The organism is Streptomyces sp. NPDC001410 (genome assembly GCF_042895235.1).
In the GTDB taxonomy this organism is placed as follows: Bacteria; Actinomycetota; Actinomycetes; order Streptomycetales; family Streptomycetaceae; genus Streptomyces.
The window spans coordinates 345,516-368,915 of sequence record NZ_JBIAWE010000003.1 but is presented as its reverse complement, the minus strand read 5'-3'; the positions used below and the strand labels follow the sequence as shown (position 1 = coordinate 368,915).

General features: G+C 71.5%; 12 protein-coding genes. 7 read left to right on the top strand and 5 right to left on the bottom strand.

Annotated elements, in window-relative coordinates; translation table 11 throughout:
* Positions 1–157: 157 nt before the first annotated feature.
* On the top strand, positions 158–2,176 hold the full coding sequence (locus ACFY3C_RS08285) for a discoidin domain-containing protein (RefSeq protein ID WP_390770360.1): 2,019 nt from the start codon (positions 158–160) through the stop codon (positions 2,174–2,176).
* 61 nt (positions 2,177–2,237) lie between these two features.
* Here the strand turns inward: ACFY3C_RS08285 and ACFY3C_RS08280 are convergent, their stop codons facing one another.
* The 3 genes from ACFY3C_RS08280 to ACFY3C_RS08270 form a co-directional block, all read right to left on the bottom strand.
* On the bottom strand, positions 2,238–3,449 hold the full coding sequence (locus ACFY3C_RS08280) for a S8 family serine peptidase (RefSeq protein ID WP_390770192.1): 1,212 nt from the start codon (positions 3,447–3,449) through the stop codon (positions 2,238–2,240).
* Positions 3,450–3,794: 345 nt separating this feature from the next.
* Positions 3,795–4,352, bottom strand: a complete 558-nt coding sequence (locus ACFY3C_RS08275) for a PaaI family thioesterase (protein WP_390770191.1) — start codon at positions 4,350–4,352, stop codon at positions 3,795–3,797.
* Between the two features lie 78 nt (positions 4,353–4,430).
* Positions 4,431–4,730, bottom strand: coding sequence for a putative quinol monooxygenase (locus ACFY3C_RS08270; RefSeq protein ID WP_386577435.1), 300 nt, complete (start codon positions 4,728–4,730; stop codon positions 4,431–4,433).
* Between the two features lie 115 nt (positions 4,731–4,845).
* On the opposite strand from ACFY3C_RS08270, the gene ACFY3C_RS08265 reads away from it, so the two are divergent.
* Positions 4,846–5,805 (top strand): GlxA family transcriptional regulator, encoded by a 960-nt coding sequence (locus tag ACFY3C_RS08265; protein WP_390770190.1) that lies wholly within the window; start codon positions 4,846–4,848, stop codon positions 5,803–5,805.
* A 365-nt stretch (positions 5,806–6,170) separates the two neighbouring features.
* Entirely contained in the window at positions 6,171–8,477 is a 2,307-nt protein-coding gene (locus ACFY3C_RS08260; protein WP_390770359.1) for a PAS domain S-box protein, read from the top strand.
* A gap of 61 nt (positions 8,478–8,538) precedes the next feature.
* On the opposite strand, the gene ACFY3C_RS08255 is transcribed toward ACFY3C_RS08260, so the two are convergent.
* Positions 8,539–9,090 carry a lamin tail domain-containing protein gene (locus ACFY3C_RS08255; RefSeq protein WP_386577437.1) on the bottom strand — a complete coding sequence of 184 codons (552 nt, stop codon included), beginning with the start codon at positions 9,088–9,090 and terminating at the stop codon, positions 8,539–8,541.
* Positions 9,091–9,485: 395 nt separating this feature from the next.
* Here ACFY3C_RS08255 and ACFY3C_RS08250 point away from each other — a divergent pair, with 395 nt between their 5' ends.
* Positions 9,486–10,730, top strand: a complete 1,245-nt coding sequence (locus tag ACFY3C_RS08250; protein WP_390770189.1) for a DUF2993 domain-containing protein — start codon at positions 9,486–9,488, stop codon at positions 10,728–10,730.
* Positions 10,731–10,759: 29 nt separating this feature from the next.
* Here the strand turns inward: ACFY3C_RS08250 and ACFY3C_RS08245 are convergent, their stop codons facing one another.
* Positions 10,760–18,829 carry a type I polyketide synthase gene (locus tag ACFY3C_RS08245; protein WP_390770188.1) on the bottom strand — a complete coding sequence of 2,690 codons (8,070 nt, stop codon included), beginning with the start codon at positions 18,827–18,829 and terminating at the stop codon, positions 10,760–10,762.
* A 292-nt stretch (positions 18,830–19,121) separates the two neighbouring features.
* On the opposite strand from ACFY3C_RS08245, the gene ACFY3C_RS08240 reads away from it, so the two are divergent.
* The 3 genes from ACFY3C_RS08240 (at position 19,122) to ACFY3C_RS08230 (ending at position 23,318) form a co-directional block, all read left to right on the top strand.
* Positions 19,122–19,946: an SGNH/GDSL hydrolase family protein gene (locus tag ACFY3C_RS08240; protein WP_390770187.1), complete on the top strand. Its 825-nt coding sequence runs from the start codon at positions 19,122–19,124 to the stop codon at positions 19,944–19,946.
* A gap of 125 nt (positions 19,947–20,071) precedes the next feature.
* Complete coding sequence (locus tag ACFY3C_RS08235) at positions 20,072–22,408, top strand: Tat pathway signal sequence domain protein (protein WP_390770186.1); 2,337 nt, start codon at positions 20,072–20,074, stop codon at positions 22,406–22,408.
* A gap of 151 nt (positions 22,409–22,559) precedes the next feature.
* Entirely contained in the window at positions 22,560–23,318 is a 759-nt protein-coding gene (locus ACFY3C_RS08230; protein ID WP_390770185.1) for a class I SAM-dependent methyltransferase, read from the top strand.
* Positions 23,319–23,400: the final 82 nt, after the last annotated feature.

Genomic DNA, 23,400 nt, shown 5'->3' with positions numbered 1-23,400 from the left:
TCCTTGGGCGCACTTTGCAAAGAGCATGACAAACCGGTGTGCGCAAGGGTCTTCGGACCCCGGACGTCCTCGTCCGTCGACCGCGCATCCCGCCTACCGAGGGACGTGGGCCGTGGCCATATCCAGACGCCGGTACTACAGACGCAAGAACGTCACCATGGGGTCACTGCTCCTCCTCGTACTGGCCGTTCTCCTCGGCCCCACCCCGAGTTCGGCAGCCGGGAACGAGTGGTGGGTCCCGACGGCACGCCCCTCGCCGGACTCCCAGATCAACGTCACCGGTGAGCCGTTCACCGGCACCAACTCCAAGGGCGAGGTGCGCGGGTTCGTCGACGCCCACGACCACCTGTTCGCCAACGAGGCCTTCGGCGGGCGCCTGATCTGCGGCAAGACGTTCTCCGAGGCCGGGATCGCCGACGCGCTGAAGGACTGCCCCGAGCACTACCCCGACGGCTCGCTGGCCGTCTTCGACTTCATCACCAAGGGCGGTGACGGCCGACACGACCCGGTCGGCTGGCCCACGTTCAAGGACTGGCCCGCCCATGACTCGCTGACCCACCAGCAGAACTACTACGCGTGGGTGGAACGGGCCTGGCGCGGCGGCCAGCGGGTGCTGGTCAACGACCTCGTCACCAACGGCGTGATCTGCTCGGTGTACTTCTTCAAGGATCGCAGCTGCGACGAGATGACGTCGATCCGGCTGCAGGCGAAGATGACGTACGACCTGCAGGCGTACGTCGACAAGATGTACGGAGGTCCGGGCAAGGGCTGGTTCCGGATCGTCACCGACAGCGCGCAGGCCCGTGACGTCATCAAGCAGGGCAAGTTGGCGGTCATCCTGGGTGTGGAGACCTCCGAGCCCTTCGGCTGCAAGCAGATCCTGGATGTCGCGCAGTGCGACAAGAAGGACATCGACGCCGGCCTGGACGAGCTGTACTCGCTGGGTGTGCGCAGCATGTTCCTGTGCCACAAGTTCGACAACGCGTTGTGCGGAGTCCGCTTCGACTCGGGCGGGCTCGGAACGGCCATCAACGTCGGGCAGTTCCTGTCGACCGGCACCTTCTGGAAGACGGAGAAGTGCGCGGGGCCGCAGCACGACAACCCCATCGGCTCGGCCGCGGCGCCCGGGGCCGAGGCGAAACTCCCGGCGGGCGTGACGGTTCCGTCGTACGCCTCGGACGCGCAGTGCAACGTCCGTGGGCTCACCGACCTCGGTGAGTACGCCGTACGCGGCATGATGAAGCGCAAGATGATGCTGGAGATCGACCATATGAGCGTCAAGGCCGTCGGCCGCGCGCTCGACATCTTCGAGTCCGAGTCCTACCCCGGTGTGATCTCCTCGCACAGCTGGATGGACCTGAACTGGACCGAACGGGTCTACAGCCTCGGCGGCTTCATCGCCCAGTACATGCACGGCTCCGAGGGATTCGTGGCCGAGGCGAACCGCACCAAGGCGCTGCGGGACAAGTACGGCGTCGGCTACGGCTACGGAACGGACATGAACGGTGTGGGCGGCTGGCCCGGACCGCGGGGCGCCGACGCGCCCAACAAGGTCACGTACCCCTTCCGCAGTGTCGACGGCGGCTCCCTCATCGACCGGCAGACCACCGGTGAGCGCACCTGGGACCTGAACACCGACGGTGCCGCGCACTACGGCCTCGTCCCGGACTGGATCGAGGACATCAGGCTCGTCGGCGGCCAGGGCGTGGTGAACGACCTCTTCCGGGGCGCCGAGTCCTACCTCGGCACCTGGGGCGCGACCGAGCGGCACCAGGCGGGCGTCAATCTCGCCAACGGGACCTCGACCACGGCCAGTTCGACCGAGTGGAACCCGTTCGTCAGCTATGCGTCGAGCCGCGCCGTGGACGGCACCCGGGACACCCGCTGGGCCAGTGACTGGAGCGACGACCAGTGGCTGCGGATCGATCTGGGCTCGACCCACCGGGTCGGACGGGTCACGCTCGACTGGGAGCGCGCGTACGGGAAGTCGTACCGTATCGAGCTCTCGACGGACGGCGTGAACTGGAAGACGGCCTGGTCGACCACCACCGGTGACGGCGGCCTCGACACCGCACGCTTCACCGGAACGCCGGCCCGCTACGTCCGCGTCGTGGGCACGGAACGCGGGACGAAGTGGGGGTACTCGCTGTACGAGGTCGGCGTGCACAGCGACTGACGACGGCGCCGTCGGGCGGCTGCGTCCTCGTGTCGTCCACGAGGACGCAGCACAGCACTTCCTACTCGGTCACCTTCAGCAGCTTGTTGGGCGTTCCGCTGCTCGGGTTGGTGATCTTGTCACTGGTCGCCGCGCCGACCAGTGCGGAGGCGACCTGGTCGGGCGTGGCGTCCGGGTGTGCGGCCAGGTAGACGGCGGCGGCTCCGGTGACGTGCGGGGTCGCCATGGAGGTGCCGGAGATCGTCTTGGTCCCCTCGTCGCTGTCGTTCCAGTCGGAGGTGATGTCCGAGCCCGGCGCGTACAGGTCCACGATCTTGCCGAAGTTGGAGAAGTCCGACTGGGCGTCGTCCTTCGTGCTGGAGGCGACCGTGATGGCCTCGGGGACCCGGGCCGGTGAACCCTGCCCCGCGTCCGCCGACTCGTTGCCGGCGGCGACGGCGAACGTGACGCCCGAGGCGATGGCCTTCTTGACCGCCTCGTCGAGAGCGGGGTCGGCGCCACCACCGAGGCTCATGTTGGCCACCGAGGGCCCCTGGTGGTTCTTGGTCACCCAGTCGATGCCGGCGACGACCTGCTCGGTGGTTCCGGAGCCGTTGTTGTCGAGCACCCTGACCGCGACGATCTTGGCCTTCTTGGCCACACCGTGGGCGGTTCCGGCGATGGTTCCGGCCACGTGGGTGCCGTGCCCGTTGCCGTCGTCGGCGTTGTTGTCGTTGTCGACGGCGTCGAACCCGGAACTCGCGCGGCCGCCGAAGTCCTTGTGGCTGATGCGTACACCGGTGTCGATGACGTACGCGGTCACACCCTCCCCGGCCTTGTCCGGGTAGGTGTACTTGTGGTCGCCGGCCGTGTCCGTCTGGTCGATGCGGTCCAGGCCCCAGGACGGCGGGTTGTCCTGGGTGGCGTCGATGTGGAACTTCTTGTTCTGCACCACCGTGGCGACCGCGGGGTCGGCGGCGAGGCGCTTGGCCTCCGTCTCGGTGAGGCTGTCGGCGGAGAAACCGTTCACCGCCGAGCCGAAGGTACGGCTGATCTTGCCGCCGTACTCCGTGGCCAGGTCCTTCTTCTCGGCAGCGGAAGCCTTCTGGTCCAGAAGGACGACGAAGCTGCCGGACACGGCTCCTTCGGCGTGCAGGCCGTAGACCTTGCCTTCCGCGGGCTGTCCGGCCTGGGCGGCAGGGGACACGTACAGAGCCGTGCCTGCGACGGTTGCAACGGCCGCGATCGCGGTGACGGTCTTGGCCTTGCCTATGCGTTTGTGATGCGCCGTCAAGAGGGGTCTCCTCGCTTGCGTGTGGGGGGATTTGCGTTCAGGCGGCAAAGTTCTGCTCGCGCTCAGCGAGAGTGCCCACTTGACGCGGTCAGATCAATCCCCTGGCCGCAGCCCCGAGGCCCTCCGACGGCCGATCTTCACAGGGCTTACGCAGGTTCGAAGCAACCCGGATGCAAACGTGCAGCCCTTTGCGCTGGTTGAATCACCAAGGATCGGTCAAGAATTATCCGTGCCGATCTCTTCACCGACCGTTCACGCAGGTCGGCAGAAGGCGGCCGGAGCGATGGGTATCCGCCATCGCCCCGGCCTGTGAAAAACGCGCGGGCCCGCCCTCGGCCGGTCCGGTCAGGCCCCCTCGGGCAGCGCGAAGACCGCGCAGGTGGTGGTGGCGTGCGCGTAGAGCCTGCCGTCGGCGGTGCCGATGATCCTGGCCTCGGCGGTCGCGGTCGTGCGGCCCGCGTGGATCACGGCGCCCTCGCAGCGCAGGGTCGGGGTGTCCGCGAAGACGGGGCGCACCATGTGCACTCCGAGCTGGATCGTCGTGTACGCGCGCCCCACGGGGAGCGCCGACATCACCGCGCTGCCGAGCGCCGAGTCGAGGAGCGTGGCGAGGAATCCGCCGTGCACCGTGCCCATCGGGTTGAGCAGATGCTCGCCGGGCTCACCCTCGAAGACCGCCCGGCCGTGCTCCACCGCCACGACACGGAATCCGAGCGTCCCACCGATCGGCGCCTGGGGAAGACGGCCCTCGACAATCATCTGAAGCACCTCCAGACCCGAGCGGCCGGCACCGTCGGCATAACTGGTGGGCGGTGCCCACGTGTGGGTGCGGGAGCGGACGGCGGGCCCCGCGCCGCGCCAGGCCTCGGTGTCCGTCGCCGGCGCGGGGGTCGTGGATGTCATGGTCGGTGGATCTCCTGTGCTTCGGGGCTTGGGAGCGCGGTGTGGCGTGCAGGGCCGCGGTGTGGCGTGCGGGGCCGCTCAGGGCAGCTTGACCGCGAGCAGGTCGACGGGCCGGATGTCGGGGGCCGAGGCGAGCATCGTCTCCGCGGCACCCATGAGCGCGGCGGCGATCCGTCCGCGCAGGTGCTCGGTGCGGTCCTCGTCGTTCTCGAAGGTGTCGAAGACACCGAAGGTGGTGGCGTCCTCCCGGAAGGCGAACCAGGTGAGGGTCCGCTGCTCCTCCTCGGCGAGCTTCACGGCCTCGGTCAGCATCCGGGCGATCTCGTCGGCGTGCTCCGGCTTGGCCTCGATACGGGCCAGCAGACCGATCTTGTTCATGGTGGGCTCCTTCTACTCGGTCGTGTGTCCCCTCACCGGGGCACACCCTTCACGCTAGGTCGGTGAGCCCTCCGGCCCCAGTGTCGTAAACGACTCCTCTGATACCGTTTCCGACATGGACGTCTCGGTGCTGGTCTACGACGGCGTGTTCGACTCGGGGCTCTGTGCGGCGCTGGACGTCCTGGAGGCGGCCAACGCGATGCGCGGCGAACTCCCCCAGCCGCCACCGGCCTGGAACGTCACGACGATCGGTTTCAGTCCGCAGGTGCGCACCGGCGCCGGGCACATCGTCACCACCGAGCCCGCGACCACCGCGGATACCGCGGATCTACTGCTCGTTCCCGCACTCGCCGAGCGCCGGCCCGACGCCCTCCTGGAGCGGGTCGCGGGGCCCGATCTGTCCGACGTACGGGAGCTGATCGCCGGCCGGCGCGGCCGGGGCGCACCCGTCGCCTCGGCCTGTACGGGCACCTTCCTGCTGGCCGAGTCGGGCATCCTGGACGGCCACCGGGCGACGACCACGTGGTGGCTGGCGCCCGTCTTCCGCCGTCGCTATCCGGCCGTTGCGCTCGACGAGACGAGCATGGTCACCACATCGCAGGGGGTGACCACGGCGGGGGCCGCCTTCGGGCACGTCGATCTCGCCCTCGCCGTCGTCCGGATGGCAAGTCCGGCCCTGGCCGACCTGATCGCCCGCTACCTGGTCGTCGACGAGCGCCCCTCGCAGTCCGCGTACACGATCCCGAGCGCCCTCGCGCAGAGCGATCCACTCATCGCCGCGTTCGAGCGGTGGGCGCGCCGGCACCTCGACACGCCGAACAGCCTGGCCGAGGCGGCACGCGCGCTGGGTGTCAGTGAGCGCACGCTCCAGCGCACCGTCCGCCGGGTCCTGAACACCACGCCGGTGCGGTTCGTCCAGGACCTGCGCGTCGAGCAGGCGACGCATCTGCTGCGGACCACCGATCTGTCCCTGGAGACCATCGCCCGCAAGGTCGGCTACGAGCACGCCGCCACCCTGCGCACGCTGCTGCGCGATCGCACCGGCGCCACCACGACGGGGCTGCGCACGCGCTGAGCAGCCCCGGACATCCCTGACTCCGGCTCAGAAGGCCGTGTGGCCGAACCAGCGCTGCAGGCTCCCGACGTGCCAGGCGCGCCGTCCGCGGTCCCGCATCATGATCCGCCATCGTCGGCCAGGCCTGCCCAGGTGCCCTGACCAGCTCACCGCCTTCCGCAGCAGTCCACCGAGACGGAGTCTCGTGGACCCCAATCAGTCACCGAGGAAAATTGGTGCGCCATGTTCAACCGTTGTGGGCCACTTGGTGACATGTCCCTACGGATGTCTCCGGATTGCGCTGGGATGGCCGACTCATCGTGAGCCGCGGATCGGGGATGGACATGAGCGACTTGGCCGAGGCGGTGCCGCCCGGTTCCACCCACATGGCGGAGCGGGCGCCATGCGGATGCGGCGGCGGCATGCCCGTGGGCGGGCCCCGGGACGAGGAGGAGCGGTTCCGGGGACTGCTGGAGGCGGCACCGGACGCAATGGTCATCGTCGACGACACCGGCATCATCAGGCTCGTCAACGCCCAGACCGAAGCCCTCTTCGGCTACCGACGCGAGGAACTCCTCGGCCACCCCGTCGAACTCCTCGTCCCCGGCCGCTTCCGCACCCACCACACACAACACCGCAACGGCTACGCCCACAACCAGCAAGTACGCCCCATGGGCGCCGGACTCGACCTCTACGGCCTCCGCAAGGACGGCACCGAATTCCCCGTCGAGATCAGCCTCAGCCCCCTCGAAACCGCCGACGGACTCCTCGTCTCCGCCGCCGTACGCGACGTCAGCGAACGCAAAGCCGCAGAGGAACGTTTCCGGGGACTGCTGGAGGCGGCACCGGACGCAATGGTCATCGTGGACGACACCGGCATCATCAGGCTCGTCAACGCCCAGACCGAAGCCCTCTTCGGCTACCGACGCGAGGAACTCCTCGGCCACCCCGTCGAACTCCTCGTCCCCGGCCGCTTCCGCACCCACCACACACAACACCGCAACGGCTACGCCCACAACCAGCAAGTACGCCCCATGGGCGCCGGACTCGACCTCTACGGCCTCCGCAAGGACGGCACCGAATTCCCCGTCGAGATCAGCCTCAGCCCCCTCGAAACCGCCGACGGACTCCTCGTCTCCGCCGCCGTACGCGACGTCAGCGAACGCAAAGCCGCAGAGGAACGCATCAACGAACTCGCCGCGCTGGTCGAGTCGTCCCAGGACGCGATCCTCGCCAAGACCCTCGACGGCCGGATCACCTACTGGAACGCCGCCGCCCAGCGGCTGTACGGGTTCTCGGCCGCCGAGGCGGTCGGACAGCACGTGTCGATCCTCGCCCCGCCCGACCGGAAGGAGGAGATCCTGCTGCTCATGGACCGGTTGCGCCGGGGCGAGAAGGTCGAGCACTTCGAGACGCTGCGGGTGACCCGATCCGGCGCGATGCTCGACGTCGACGTCACCCTGTGGCCGACCCGGTCCCCGGACGGCACGGTCATCGGCGCCTGTGCGATCGTCCGCGACATCAGTGACCGCAAACGGGCCGAGGCGGAACTGACCGAACTGTACGAGCAGCAACGGCACATCGCGCTGACGCTGCAGCGCAGCCTGATGGGCACACCGCCCGCGATACCCGACCTGGTCACCGCGAGCCGCTACCTCCCCGCCACCCAGGGAGCCGGTGTGGGCGGCGACTGGTTCGACCTGATCCCCCTGGGTGCCGGCCGCGTCGGGGTGCTGATCGGTGACGTGATGGGCCGCGGCCTGGAGGCGGCCGCCGTGATGGGTCAGCTGCGGTCCGCCGCGCACGCGCTGGCCAAGACGGGTATGCGGCCCCGTCAGCTGATGCAGGCACTGGACACGGTCGTGGCCGACCTGAACGTCCCCGACCAGCTGGTCACCTGCTGCTATCTCGTCGTCGCCGCCGACTCCGGCGAAGTGGTCATCTGTTCCGCGGGGCATCTGCCGGTCCTGGTCGCCGTCCCCGGCGAGGGTGCCAGCACCCTGCCCACGCCGGTGAACGCGCCCCTCGGCGTCGGCGGTGTGATCTACGAGCAGCGGACCACGACCATCGCACGCGGCGCCACCCTCGTGCTCTACACCGACGGTCTCATCGAGACCCCGGGCACCGACATCGAGGACCAGCTCACCGAGCTGATCGGCACCCTGGACAAGCTGGTCAGCTCCGGCCTCGACCTGGAGGCCGCCGCCGACCACGTACTGACGACGCTGCTGCCCGACGCGAACGGGCACGACGACGTCACATTGCTGCTCACACAGGTGCCGGCCGCCCCGCTGGCCACGGCGGGGGCCGAACTGTGCGCGGAGCCGCGCGCTGTGCGTGACGGTCGCGGATTCCTCGCCGCGACCCTCTGCACGTGGGGCTTCGTCGAGCGGGCGGACGACGCGTGTCTGCTGCTGTCGGAGATCCTCACCAACGCGGTGCAGCACGCGCAGGGCCCGATCGGCCTGCGCGTGCGCCGCACGGACACCGAGCTGACGGTCGAGGTCAGCGACCCCAGCCCGCAGTTGCCCCAGCCCCGGGTCGCGGCCGAGGAGGAGGAGTCCGGCCGGGGCCTGCAGCTCGTACGGGCCCTCGCCGACGACTGGGGAGTCCGGCCGACCGACGAGGGCAAGACGACGTGGTTCAGCCTCCGGATGGGGCAGCCGGTCGCCCCACGGCCGACAAGGCCGTAGACCCAAGACCGTGGTGCGGGTTGTCGGGTGCCGAGGCAGGAGCGTCGGCACCCGGGGACGGTCAGAAGCGGTGGTCGCCGCGGTGGTTGCGGTCGTCGCCGCGGTAGTGACGGTCGTGGCCAGGGTAGTCGCGATGGTCGTCACGCCCGCCGTCACCCCAGGACGAGACGTCGACGATGCGGCCGTGGTCGTTGCGCAGGGTGGCGGTGTCGGCCTTGCTCCACACGGAGTAGTGGCGGTCCTGGTAGACGTCGGTCGAGCTGTCGCGGCCGACACCGGTGTGGACGCGGACGGTTGCTCCGCTCCCCAGCCAGTAGTTGCGGAAGGTGTAGGTGTTGCCGTCCCGGTCGGACAGGGTCCAGCCGCTCAGGTTCACGTTGCGACGGCTGGGGTTGGTGACGTCGACCCACTCCCGGTTGAGGGCCAGGTTGGATCGCTCGTAGCGGCCATGAACGCTGGACTGCACGTCACCGATGACCACCTGAGCGCGGTCCGGGTACGCGCTCGGTCGGTCCGCAGCGGAGGCGGGCAGCGCCACCGCTCCGACCAGGGCGGCCGCAACGGCGGCAGCTGCAGTCAGACGACGCGGGGTCACAGAAACGGAAGCGGACACAGGGTCCCCCTTGCAGGGTGTGGGCACGTCCGGGCTGCACGGCATCGGGCCGTGGACCGGGGGTGCGGCATGTGAAGAGCGGCCGTGCGGCCGCGCACCCACACCCTCCTGCCCCGGGGAAGAGAAGCGCGGCACACACGAGGCGTGTTACAGATCGTACACATATTGGTGACACTCATATGTATGGCTCACCTATGCGACGAATGCCCTTTTTATGGCCTTCTCAAGCCATTCCTCACATGAGCGCACACCGGCCTGTCACCCGAAAGTGAGCAACAGCCCTCAGGCGTCTGCCACGCGTACGCCGCCGACGGTCGGCCGTGAAGTGGCTGATTTCGAGCCTTACTTCAGGTAGGACTTGCAAGTCCGGTGGGACTATATGATCAAATCTCCCGATGCGTACCCCCCACATACCGACGCATCAACCTGCCCAGTCCGACGGGCATTCCGCCGAGCGGGTTCCATCCAGCCGCAATCCGTACGACGAACTCGCCGCGCTGGCGGACAATCCGCTGGAGGACTTCCTCACCGACGACACCACGCCGACCTCGCAGGACGACGACGCCGAGGAGCCCTGGGCACCGCCCAACCACCGGCGCGGCAGCCGCCGCCGCAACCGCGCCACCGGCCTGCCCACCGTGGTCAGAGTCCTCGCCTGGGCGCTCACCCTCGCCTGCCTCGTCACCCTCGCCGACCGCTGGGCGCTGCTGTATGCCGAGCACAAGGCCTCGGAGCGGCTCAAGGACCAACTGCATCTCGCCGCCGCCCCCGAGGTACGGATCGGCGGTTTCCCCTTCCTCACCCAGCTGGCCGCACAGCGCCTCGACTCGGTCCGGATCACCGTCCCCGGTGTCCCGGCCCGTCGGGTCACCCTCACCCAGGTCACCGCCACCGCACACGACATACGTATCGACGGCGACGGACCCACCGCCGTGCGCGGCGCACTCGTGCGGCAGGTGCACGGTCGGGTCCTGCTGTCCTTCGCCGACATGAACCGCGAACTCGGCGCCTCCCAGGTGTCCTTCACGGCCCGCGGACCGAGCCGCGTCCGGGCCCACGGCGATCTGCGCGTCGCGGGGAACGACCTGCGGGTACGAGCCGACGTCCGCATCCGGCGCGAAGGGGAGCGCGGCATCGCCACCTCCGTGGGCGGCATGCGCCTCGACATCGGTGACCTCGCGACGTATCGGCCCGGCACCGGCCCCGCCGAGGGCCTCCACCTGACCCGCACCTCGGCGCGCCGGCTCACCCGGGAGGCGGAGAAGATCAGGGCCTTTCTGGCCGTGCCGGAGATCGTGCGGCGCCTGGGCGTCCCCGACAGCGCGGTGCGCGCCGCGCTGCACGACGAGGACAGGCTCCATCAACTCACCGGCGCGCCGCGCTTCCTGCACGACCTGACCCGCATGAACCTCGTGGACGTGGCGCTCGCCCACCCGGGGCTCCTCAAGCGGCTGGGCCTCGACCTCTCTCTCCTCACCGCACTGACCAAGCTCACCCGCCCGCAGATCGCCGACCGCTTCTCCTTCTCCTTCCAGCTCCCGAAACCGCCTTCGGGCGCCCTGCGCCTACAGGGCGTGACGGTGCACAAGGACGGCATCCACGCCGACGTCACGGGGTCGGGGCTGCTCCTGGGGCACTGAGCATCCGTGCCGGAAGCACCGACGATGCCTCAATCCACGGGCTTTCCCACCCTGTTGACCCAGGAGCGGATCGCCTGTGCCGTGGTGGGTGCGTGTTCCTCGGCGATGGTCCAGTGGTCGCCGGGGACGTCCACGGTCTCGGACAGCTGGGGCCAGGAGACCCGCCAGTCGTGGCTTCCTGTCTCACGGCTGCCGTGGGTGCGCATCTCCGGCAGCTGGTCGGTGGCGCGTACCAGGAGTGTGGGTACGTCGACCGGTTCGGGGCGCCAGCCGCGGAGCATCCGGGTGTAAGCCCCGAGCGCGGCCAGCGCCATGTCCTCCACCGCGGTGTCGAACCCCTCCCCCATGGCCAGGGCCGCGCGGGCGGGCAGGGCGAGCAGCCATGGCTCGGCCTCCCGCTCGGGGGTCACGTGGTAGGTGTCGACGAGGACCAGGCCGGCGGGCGGGGTGCCGGTCTCCGCCAGCCGTGCGGCGACCGCGTGTGCCGGACAGCCGCCCATCGACCAGCCCAGCAGGACCGGCCGGCGGTCGCCCAGTTGCTCCCGCAGGCCGGCTGCGTGCAGGTCCACCAGTGTCTGCCAGTCGCGGGGCAGCGTGTCGCCGGAGGTGATCCCGGGGTGCCGCATCTCCAGGACGTCCCGGTCGCCTTCGAAGTGCCGCGCGAGCGCGTCGTACCAGGGCCGACCCAGGGCCGGGGAGAAGCCGGGGAAGCAGACCAGAGGTGGCCGGTCGTCAGCGCCCGTGGCCAGCTTGAGTGGTTGCAGGGCGTGCGCGGCACTGTCCTCGGGGCCGAAGCCGGGGACCGCCAGTGAGGCGGTCACGAGGAGGTGCATCGCCGAGACGACGTCGCCGGTACCGCACACGCGGCGGTAGAGGGAGGCCAGGGTCTGTGCGGGGCGTGACGACGGCGCACCGGTGCCCGCCTTCTGACGGGGCAGCTCCTCGTGCAGTTCGGCGAGCAGATGGCTTGTCAGTCGTTCGGTGGTGGGCAGGTCGAAGGTGAGGGTGGCGGGCAGTTCCAGTCCGGTGAGCAGACTCAGCCGGTTGCGCAGCAGAACGGCGGTCAGGGAGTCGAGACCCAGCTCCATGAAGGCGCGGTCGGCCGTCACGGCGGCCGCGCCGGGATGGCCGAGCACCTCGGCGACCGCTTCCCGGACCAGTGTGAGCAGGGCGGAGTGGCGCTCGTCGGCGGGCAGTTGCGCCAACCGCTGTCGCCACGCTCCCGGCGAGTCGTGGGTCGGCCGGGCGATTCCGGCCGCCGGTCCCCGGCCGCTACGGTCCGCGCCCGGGCCCGTTGCCGAGCCGGACGGGCGCAACAGGCCCTGCAGCGGCGGCGGAACCGGCCTGCGCTGCATACCGGCCTTCGGGTCCAACGGCAGCGGTGCCAGGACGGGTTCGTCCGCCGCCAGGGCGGCGTCGAACAGAGCCATGGCTTCGGCGGGTGTGACGGCGCTCAGCACGCCGTCACTGGTCCGGCCGGTGCGGGCCGCCATCCCCTCGGCTCCCGACCACGGGCCCCACACCAGGGAGAGCGCGGGCATTCCCAGGGCGGCTCGGTGCACCGCGAGGGCGTCGAGGAACGCGTTCGCGGCCGCGTAGCCCGCCTGACCGGGATTGCCGAGCAGGCCCGCCGCCGAGGAGAAGAGCACGAACTGCGACAGCGGCAGGTCCTTCGTCAGCTCGTGCAGGTGCCAGGCCGCGTCAGCCTTCGGTCGCATGACGGCCGCGATTCGCTCGGGCGTCTGCGCCTCCAGCACACCGTCGTCGAGGACACCCGCCGTATGCACCACGGCGGTCAGGTCCGCGGCGTACCGGTCGACCACCTCCGCCAGTGCGGACCGGTCGGCCGCGTCGCAGGCGACCACCTCCACCCGGCCTCCGGCCTGCTCGATCTCCGCCTGCAGTTGCCGGGCGCCGGGCGCCTTCGGGCCACTGCGACTGGTGAGCACCAGCCGGCGGACCTTGTGATGCTCCGTCAGGTGGCGGGCCAGCAGCGCTCCGAGAGCCCCGGTGCCCCCGGTGATCAGTACGGTGCCGTCCTCGCTGAACGGAGCCGACGGGGACGGTGTGGCGGGCGCCTGTGTCAGCCGTGGCACGAGCACCTTCCCGGCGTGGATGGCGAGTTGGGGTTCACCCGTCTCCAGGGCCGCCGTCAGCCGGCGCAGCGACTCGGGGTGGTCGTCGACGTCGACGAGGGTCAGGCGGCCGGGGTACTCCGACTGCGCACTGCGCGCCAGTCCCCAGACGGCTGCGGCGGGCAGGTCCGGGGCTGGACCAGTGGCACCGCGGGTCACCAGGACCATGCGCGATCCCGCAGCCAGGGCGGGCAGCCTCTTGTGCAGCAGCTCCAGGGCGCGCGTGACGAGGACACGCGTGTCGGCGGCCGGGGTGGTGGACGGGGTCGGAGCGGCCAGGGAGACGACGACGGCAGGGGCATCGCCTTCGAGGGAGCCGGAGTGCCGTGTCCCGGAGAGCGCGGCCCCCAGGTCCAGGTCGTCCGGGGATGCCACCGAGAGCGCGGAAACGGTGGAGTGGGCGGCGGCCACGGCGGTCCAACTCGGCCGGTACAGCGGTCCTGCCTGCACCCGGTCGGCGGTGCTCGGGACCGCCCGGGTGGTCAGCGCCTCCACCCGCAGCACCGGCCTGCCTGCCGGGTCGGTGAGGTCCACGGCGACCGTGTCCTCCCTGGTACGGCTCAGGCGTACCCGCAGCGCGGTGACGCCGGCCGCGTACCGGCTGACGCCCCGCCAGGCGAACGGTAGCCGGGGCGGGTCGGACTCTCCCTGGTCCCCGGGGACGAGCAGTGGGACGTGGATGGCGGCGTCGAGCAACGCGGGCTGGATGCCGTACCGCTGCGCCTCTGCTACGGCAGTGTCGGGGAGCCGCACATCGGCGAGGAGGTCGTCTCCCTGTCGCCAGACGGCCCGTACACAGCGGAAGGCCGGGCCGTAGGCGTAGCCTTCGCGCGCCAGCCGGTCGTAGGCTCCTGTCACGTCGACCGGTACGGCGTCCGGCGGCGGCCAGGATCCCTGCGGTCCGGGGTTCGGGGCGGGGTCGGTGGCCGACGGTGCCAGCCGGCCGGTGGCGTGGTGGGTCCACGTGCCTACCGGGCCGGAATCCTCGGGGCGCGCGTGGATGTCGACGGTCCTGCGGCCGGCCGGGTCCGGCTCGCCGAGCGCCACCTGGACCTCGACGCGCCCGCCGGAGCTGGACAGTTGGAGCGGCAGCAGCAGGGTCAGTTCTTCCAGGACGTCCAGCCCGCAGGTGCCGCCGGAGTGGAGTGCCAGGTCGGCGAGGGCGGACGCGGGCACCAGCAGGCGGCCGGCGACGACGTGGTCGCGCAGCCAGGGCTGGTCGGCGTCCGACAGATGGCCGGTGCACAGCACGCGGCCCGTGTCCGGGAGGCTGGTCGTGGAGGTCAGCACCGCGTGGCCGCCGGCGGCCGTGCGTGCGGCGGTCGGTGTGGGGTCGACGGGCTCGGTCAGCCAGTAGCGCTCCCGCTGGAAGGGGTAGGTGGGCAGGTCCACCCGCCGGCCTCCCCCGCCTGGGTGTGCTGTCCGGTGCACGGTGGCCCAGTCGATCGCCGTGCCGTGCTCGTGGAGTCGGGCGAGTGCCGCCAGGACGGTGTCGGGCTCCGGGTGGCCGGCCCGCGCCGTCGGGGTGAACACCAGCTCCCCGGGCGCCTCGACCGTTGCCATCGCGGCCGAGGTGAGCTGTGTGCCTGGGCCCACCTCGGCGAATGCGGTCACCCTCGCTTCACGCACCAGATGACGTACGGCGTCCGCGAACCGCACCGTTTCGCGGGCGTGTCGGACCCAGTAGGCCGCCGAGCGCAGGTCGTTTCCCGTGGCCTGACGCCCGGTCAGTGTCGAGACGATCGGGATGCGGGGCTCACGGTAGGTGGCCCGGGAGGCGGCTCGGGCGAACTCCGCGAGCGCCGGTTCGATCAGCGGCGAGTGGAAGGCATGGCTGGTGCGCAGCCGTACGGTGCGACGCCCACGGGCCTCGAAGCGCTCGGCCACCGCCGTCACCGCTTTCTCCGCCCCGGAGACGACGACCGACCGGGGGGCGTTCACGGCCGCGACCGCCACCGGCCCGGCCGCTGCCGGCAGTTCGGCCAGAGCCGCCAGCGCCTCTTCCTCGGTGGCGTCCAGGGACAGCATGGCGCCGCCTGCCGGGAGTTGCTGCATCAACCGGCCCCGGGCGGCGACCAGGTCGACGGCGTCGCTTTCCGAGAGGATCCCGGCGGCATGCGCCACGGCCAGCTCGCCGACGGAGTGGCCGGCCAGGAAGTCCGGTCGCACGCCCCATGATTCGAGCAGCCGGAACAGCGCGACCTCGAACGTGAACAGGCCGGCCTGGGCGACATCCGTCCTGTGCTGTCGCACCTCGGCGAGCGCTGTGCCCGGGCCGTCCCACAGGGCCTCGCGCAGGGGCCGCTCCCCGACGCCGGCGGCGTCGAACCGGCCGCACAAGGCGTCGAAGGCGTCGGCAAAGGCGGGGTACGCGGTGTGCAACTCCCTGCCGAGGTCCGCCCATCCGGCGCCCTGCCCGGTGAAGAGCAGCGCCAGCCGTCCGCCCGTCCGGACCGGGGACGGCACGGCTGCCGGCCCCGCGGCCGAGAGCCGGTCCAGTTCGGTCAGCAGGGCGACGCGGTCCTGGACGGGCAGCGCCGCCCGGTGGCGGAGCGCGGCGCGGGCGACCGCCGAGGAGAACGCCACGTCCCCGAGCGGCAGTTCTGGCCGTTCGCGAAGGAAGGCGGCCGTACGCCGGGCCTGGGCGCGCAGCGCTTCGGCGGTCGCGCCCGACAGGAGGAGCGGCGGTTCCGGGGCGGTCCGGGCACCCTCGCGGTGCGGGGCCTCCTGCTCGTCGACCGCTTCCTCCAGGATCACGTGGGCGTTGGTTCCGCCGATGCCGAAGGCGGACACCGCGGCGCGCCGGGGTTTCCCGGGAGCAGGGCGCCACGGCTGCTCCCGCCGCAGGAGCCGTACGGCGCCGGAGGACCAGTCGACCCCCGGTGACGGCTCATCGGCGTGCAGCGTGCGCGGCAGCACGCCGTGGCGCATCGCGAGCACGGTCTTGATGACTCCGGCGACACCGGCCGCGGCCTGGGTGTGCCCGATGTTGGACTTCAGCGATCCCAGCCACAGCGGTCGCTCCGCCGGGCGGTCGTGCCCGTACGCCGCGAGGAGCGCCCGGGCTTCGATGGGGTCGCCGAGGGGGGTGCCGGTGCCGTGCGCCTCCACGGCGTCGACGTCGGCCGGGGTGAGTCCGGCGGCGGCGAGGGCGTCGCCGATCACCCGCTCCTGGGCGGGCCCGCTGGGCGCGGTCAGGCCGTTGGACGCGCCGTCGCCGTTGACGGCGGAGCCGCGGAGTACGGCCAGCACCGGATGGCCGTTGCGGCGGGCGTCGGCGAGCCGCTCCAGCAGGACCAGTCCGACGCCCTCGCCCCAGGCCGTACCGTCGGCCGCGGCCGAGAACGGCTTGCACCGTCCGTCGGGCGACAGGCCGCGCAGTCTGCTGAACGCGGTGAACGGCACCGGGCTGGCCATGACGGTGGCTCCGCCGGCCACGGCCAGTGAGCACTGGCCCGAGCGCAGCGCCCGTGCCGCCCAGTCCATCGCCACCAGTGACGAGGAGCAGGCCGTGTCCACCGTGACCGCGGGCCCCTCCAGGCCCAGGGTGTAGGCGATGCGCCCGGAGGCCACGCTGCCCGCCGAGCCGAGCGCGAGGTGTGCCTCGTACTCGTGTCCTCCGCGGTGCAGCAGCCGGCCCGCGTAGTCGCCGTGCATCACGCCGACGAAGACGCCGGTGTCGCTGCCGCGCAGGGCGCTGGGGGCGATGCCCGCCCGTTCCACGACCTCCCAGGCGGTCTCCAGCAGCAGCCTCTGCTGCGGGTCGGTGGCCAGCGCCTCCCGGGGCGACATGCCGAAGAAGGCCGCGTCGAAGTCGGCGGCCCGGCGCAGGAAGCCGCCGCGGCGGGTGACCGAGGTGCCCGGCCGGTCCGGGTCGGAGTCGAACAGCCCGGCCAGGTCCCAGCCCCGGTCGGCGGGGAACGCGGAGGTGGCGTCCGTGCCGTCGGCGATCAGCCGCCACAGCTCTTCCGGTGAGGAGATGTCGTCCACGGCTCCCGGGTAGCGGCAGGCCATGGCGACGACGGCCACCGGTTCGTCGGGCTGCGGTGTGTCGCCGGGTGTGCCGGGCCCGGCCCCGCGCGCCGCCGGGGCCGGGGTCGGAGCGCCGAGCAGCATGTCGTGCAGGAACTCGGCCACCGCGTCCGGCGTCGGGCGCTCGAACACGAGGGTCGCGGGCAACTGCAGGCCGGTCACCGCGCCGAGCTGGTCGCGCAGCAGTACGCCTTGCAGGGAGCTGACTCCCAGATCGGTGAAGGCCTGGTCGGGCTCCGGGTCGGACTCCCCGTCGACGCGGAGTTCGGCCATGACGAGGTTCAGCACGGCGCGGCGCCGCTCCTGGGCCGGCAGTGCGCGCAGCCGGGCCCGCAGGGCGGCGGAGGCGTCCTCCCGCTCGGTGACGAGCATCTCGGCCAACTGCCCGGCGAGTACCGCCCGTTGGATCTTGCCGGAGGACGTGCGGGGCAGCGAACCGCTCAGCCGGATCTCGTCCGGCACCTTGAATGCGGACAGCCGTTCCCGGCACGCGGCCCGCAGCGGCGCGAGGTCGACTCCGTCCGGCCCGGGGACGACGAACGCCACCGGAACCTCCCCCAGCACGTCGTGCGGCCGGCCCACGACCGCCGCGTCGGCGACACCGGGACACGCCAGGAGCACCTGCTCCACCTCGACCGGATTGACGTTCTGCCCGCCGCGGATGATCAGGTCGCCCACCCGGCCGGTGATCCGCAGCCCACCGCCCGGCTCACGGCGGCCGAGGTCACCGGTGCGGTACCAGCCGTCCCGGAGGACCTGTGCCGTGCTGTCGGGGCGACCGTGGTAGCCGATCATGACGCCGGGGCCGCGCACCCAGATCTCGCCCTCGTCACCGCAGGCGGTGCCGGCACCGGAGAGCGGGTCGGCCACCCGGACCTCGACTCCGGGCACCGGCTGCGGCACGCGCTGCGGACCCGGCACCTCCGGCCGGTCGACCGCGATCTTGCCGGAGGTCTCGGTGGCGCCGTAGCCGTCCAGCAGCGGCGCGCCCAGCAACTCCTCGACGGAGGAGCGCAGTTCCGCCGGGCAGGGCGCTCCGGCGGTGACGCAGAGCCGGAGCCCGCCGGGTGCCCGCGGAGCGTCGCGCAGTGCGCTCACCAGCAGGTGGTAGGTGGCCGGTACCCCGGCCAGCATCGTGAACGGCCCCCGCAGCGGCTGCTGTTCGAGTGCCTCCAGCACGTCCACGCCGCGGTCCAGGAGGTAGGCGCTCGCACCCGTGGCGACCACCCCGAGGATGCACAGCGAGTACGCGTAGGCGTGGTGCATCGGCAACGGCCACAGCAGCCGGTCCTCCTCGGACATGCCGAACAGCGGGGCATAGGCGGCGGCCGTCGACCACAGCGCGGCCCTCTGGCTCGTCACCACACCTTTGCGCTCGCCGGTGGTGCCCGAGGTGTAGAGGATCCAGGCCGGTTCGTCCAGGCCGAGGCCGTCGTACGGCGGACAGTCCGGATCGGTCCCGGCGAGTTCCTCGTACGAGACCGCACCCGCGGGCGCTCCGGGCGGCAGCGCCTGCGCACCCACGACGACCACCACCCGCGGCGCCTGCCGTCCCGTCGCCACCCGCGCCAGTCGCTCCAGCAGGGACGCCTCGGCCACGATCGCCACCGCGTCGCTGTCGCTGAGGACATGGGCCAACTCGGCGTCGGCGGCCCCAGGATCCAGTGGCACCCCAACGGCCCCCGCGCGCACGGCCGCCAGGCAACTCTCGGCCATTTCCACGCGGTTGGCCAGGCAGAACACCACCCGGTCCCCGCGGCGCACGCCCAGCCGTGCCAGATGCCCCGCGATCCGCGCGGTCCGCCGATCCAGCTGCTCCCAGGTCACGCCCCGACGCGCGTCCTGGAAGGCGGTCCTCTCCCCCGCACGTGCCGCATGCGCCTGGACGGCCTCGACCAACGGACGGACCAGTTCCCCGCGAACCCCCGTCATTCCCACCCCTCTTGTGCGCCCCGTCCCCCGACGCCCATCGACTATAGGGTCACGAACCGTTCACGGCCGTCAGCGCCGACCGGGCCGGGCACGCCGCCGAACGGGTGACGGCTCACCGGGTGAACTGTGCCGAGGAGACGGCACACCATCGCGCGCGCCCGGCTCCGGCCGGTGCACCTCTCCAGGGCGGCGTACTGCAGCGGCGGCATTGCCGCAGGGCTTTGTCAACACGGCTGAGCGGGAAGGACGGCGCTCGCGGGCGGGAGTGACCGGGCCGCGGTACAGGAGAGTTATGAGCCGGTCCCGAATAGCGTCCCATGCGTCCTCCGCCGTCCTCGCGGCCGCCTGTACCCTCGCCGGTCCCGCGACGGCGCCGGCGGCGCCGAGCACCGAGGCCATGCACTCCGAAGCCCTCGACTACGTGGCTCTCGGTGACTCCTATTCGGCCGGTGTCGGAGCCGGCAGCTACTTCACCTCCGCCTCGGACTGCCTGCGCAGCGGCCGGGCGTACCCGGTCCTGTGGGCCGCGGCCCATGCGCCGGCGTCGTTCAGCTTCACGGCGTGCAACGGCGCCCGCACGAGCGACGTCATGTCGAGCCAGCTCGGCCCGCTGAGTCCCCGTACCGATCTGGTCAGCATCACCGTCGGCGGCAGCGACTCGGGTTTCTCCAGTGTGATGGCGACCTGCGTACTGCCCGGCACCAAGGCATGTTTCTCCGCCGTCACCAAGGCGCGGACCTTCATGGACGGGACCCTCCCGGGCAATCTGGACCGTCTCTACTCGGCCATCCGTGGCAAGGCACCCGCCGCGCACGTCGTGGTGCTCGGCTACCCGCACATCTACCAGCTCCACGGCACCTGTTCGGGCGGCCTCGCGGACACCGAGAGGTCGGCGCTCAACGCGGCCGTGGACCAGCTCAACAGGGTGATCGCCAAGCGCGCCGTCGACCACGGGTTCACTTTCGCCGACCCCCGGGCCGCCTTCGCCGGGCACGAGATCTGCTCGTCCACCCCCTGGCTGCACAGCGTCGACTGGCTGGATCTGACCGAGTCGTACCACCCCACGGCACCCGGGCAGTCGCAGGGCTACCTTCCTCTCCTCACCGGCGCGGCCTGATCTCTCCATACATCGGATGTGTCACGGGCTCATGACTGCCTGGGTGGTTGACAGGCACATGCAGCACTCCTAGGTTCCGCCATACACCCGATGTTTCGACGATCTGTCAGCCCGGGAGGACGACGATGACCTCGCAGCCGGAGAAGCGCTCGCCGGTGCCCCGCAGAGCCGTGCTCGGCACCGCGCTGGGCGGAGCGGCAACGGTGGCCCTGACCGGGCCGGCCCACGCCGAGTTACCCGCACAGGCGACGGGATCCGGCAGACCCGGTCCGGCGGACGGGGCCGTCAGGCGCCCATGGCGACTGCGCGACACCATGACGACCGACGACGCCTGGGAAGGGTTCCTGCGCGGTCAGGACCTGCTGTGGACCAGGATGCCCGCCCTGTGGCACGAGGGTCCGTTCCTCGGGGACGGGCTGCTCGGCAGCATGGTCCACCAGGAGCCGGGCGCCAACCAGGTCCGCTTCACCGTCCAGCACGGCCGCGTCCAGGACCACCGGCCCGAGTTCGGCAGCGGGTGGGGCACCTGCCGCCTCCCGGTAGGGCATCTCACGCTCGAACCGGTCGGCACCATCACCGCCGTCGACTGGCGGCTCAGCCTGTGGAACGCCGAACTCACCGGCACCATCACCACCACCGCGGGTACGCTCACCCTCTCCGCCCTCATCCACGACGAGGTCTTGGCCGCCCGGGTGCGAGCCGACGGCGGCGAGCGGGTCACCTGGACCTTCCATCCGGAGGAGGCCGTCAGCCCCCGGCGCATCAGCGAGGCCCCGCCCGCCGGTTACACCGCCAACCCGCCCTGGACCACGCGGACCGCCGCCGACGGCGCCGAACAGGTGCTCCAGGCGCTCACCGGCGGGGGCCAGACCGCCACCGCGTACCGCCGCACCGGGGACGACCTGCTGCTGAGCGTCGGACACAGCTCGCCCTCCGACACCGCCGCCGAGGCCGCCTCGCTGCGCAACCTCCGGCGCGTGACGTCGTACGGCGCCCTCAGGCGACGGCACCTGCGCTGGTGGCACGAGTTCTACCGGAAGAGCTTCGTCTCGTTCCCCGACCAGCGACTGCAGAGCTTCCACTGGATCCAGCTCTACAAGGTCGCCTCCGCCAGCCGCGCGGGCGGCCCCGTCATGGCCACCTCCGGGCCCTGGCTGGAGCCCACCCCCTGGCCCGCTGTCTGGTGGAACCTCAACGTCCAGCTGGAGTACTGGCTCATCCATGGCTTCAACCACCCGGAACTCGACGCCCTCGCCACCACGCTGCGGCAGAGCCAGGAACAGCTCATCGCCAACGTGCCCGCCGCCTACCGCGCGGACAGCTCCGGCATCGGCCGCAGCTCCGACATGTTCGCCGACCGCGGCGTGGGCGTGCCGGGCAGCGGCGCCGAGACCGGTGACCTCACCTGGGCGCTGCACAACGTGTGGCTGTCCTACCGGCACTCCATGGACAAGGCCCTGCTGCGCAACACGATCTTCCCGGTGCTGCGCAGGGCCATCAACTACTACCTGCACTTCCTCACCCCGGGCAGCGACGGCAGGCTCCATCTGCCGAGCACGCTCTCGCCCGAGTACCCCATCGTGCCGCCGCAGGACACCAACTACGACCTGGCCCTGATCCGCTGGGGCTGCCAGACACTGATCGAGTCCGCCCGACTGCTCGGCATCGACGACGAGTTGATGCCACGCTGGCAGGAGGTGCTGGCCAGACTCACGCCGTACCCGGTCGACGACAACGGCTTCATGATCGGCGCGGACACACCGTACGCCCAGTCGCACCGGCACTACTCGCACCTGCTGATGGTGTACCCGCTGTACCTCGTCAACTGGGACCAGCCCGAGAGCCGCGACCTGATCACGAAGTCGGTGACCCGCTGGCACGCACTGACCGGCGCCCACCGGGGCTACAGCTACACCGGGGCCGCCGCGATGTACGCGATGACCGGCGACGGCGACACCGCGATCACCTATCTGCGCAAGTTCTTCGACCCCACGACCCGCTTCCCCTGCCGCGCCAACACGCACTACACCGAGGCCGGTCCGGTCATCGAGACCCCGCTGTCCGCCTCGCAGTCCCTGCACGACATGTTCTGCCAGAGCTGGGGCGGCATGGTCCGCGTCTTCCCGGCCGTCCCGTCCGCCTGGGCGGACGTCACCCTGCACAACTTCCGCACCCAGGGCGCCTTCCTGGTCAGCGCCGTACGAAAGGCGGGGGCGACCCGCTTCATCCGGATCAGGAGCCTGGCAGGCGAACCGCTCAAGCTCCGGCACGGCCTCAGCGGCACCCTCACCGTGCTGCTGGACGACGGTACCCCGGCCCACACCCAGGACCTCGGCGACGGCGCCCTGGCCATCGACCTGCCCCGAGGCCGCGAGGTGCTCGTCCACTCCGGTGCCCGACCCGACCTCGTCATCGCGCCCGTCGCCGGAAGCGAGCCGGGGCCGGCGTGGGGACTGCCGTAGCAGCTTGCGGTGCGGGTACGGCTCCAGATGTCAACCGTGCGCAGGGCGGATGCGCTGTCGAGGGAATCTCCCTGCGCCACGGACTGCCATCGCCGTTTCCTGTGTCAGGCTGCCGCCGAGCGCCCTTCTTCAGGAGTCCGGGCCAGGTTCAGTGCAGGAGGCAGCGACCCTTGACCGCCGGCGATGCCCCCTCGGCTGGGACACCACCGCCGCAGCCGACGCCTACCGGGACCGTGACATGCGGCTGGCCGAGAAGCTGATCTTCCCGGCGGTGCTGCAGCGGCTCGGCCGCAGCCCGGGCCCGGACCGGCTCGTGCTGGACGTCGGGTGCGGCACCGGTGCGATCGCGGCGCAGCTCGCCGGCGGCGGGGAGTGGACGGTCCAGGCGCTCGACCCGTCGGCGGACATGCTGGACATCGCCCTCGCCGACCGCTGGCACCCTCGTGTCTCCTACCGGCTGTTCGACGGCCGCACCGTGCCCTGGCTCGCCTACGACAGCGTCGACGGTGCCGTGTGCGGCCTGGTGTACTGCACCGACCCGGACGACGACCGGCTGGCCGCCCTCACCGCCGAGATCCACCGTGTCCTGCGGCCCGGTGCCCCGTATCTCCTCGCCGACCTCAACCCGGCCACGACCGGTGTCGCCTTCTCCACCTTGCGCCACGGCGAACCAGGAGCCGGGTACGCAGACGGCGACACCGTGCCCACACTGCTCCGGCGCCGCGACGGCACCACGATGACCAGCGTCACCCACGACCGCTCCCTCGATCGCTACCGGTCCTTCCTGACCGAGGCCGGTTTCCCCTCCCCCGCCGTGGACCTGCCCAAGCTCCCCGTCGACGCAGCCGGGCAGGACGACCCGGCGGAGACCAGGACCGCGCCCTACATGATCTTGACGACGCACGTCTGAGGGAGCGCGGCGGCGCGCGGAACCCGCTCAGTACCGCTCGCTGCGTGCACGCATGCGGGCACGTGACGTGAAGGGCGGGGCA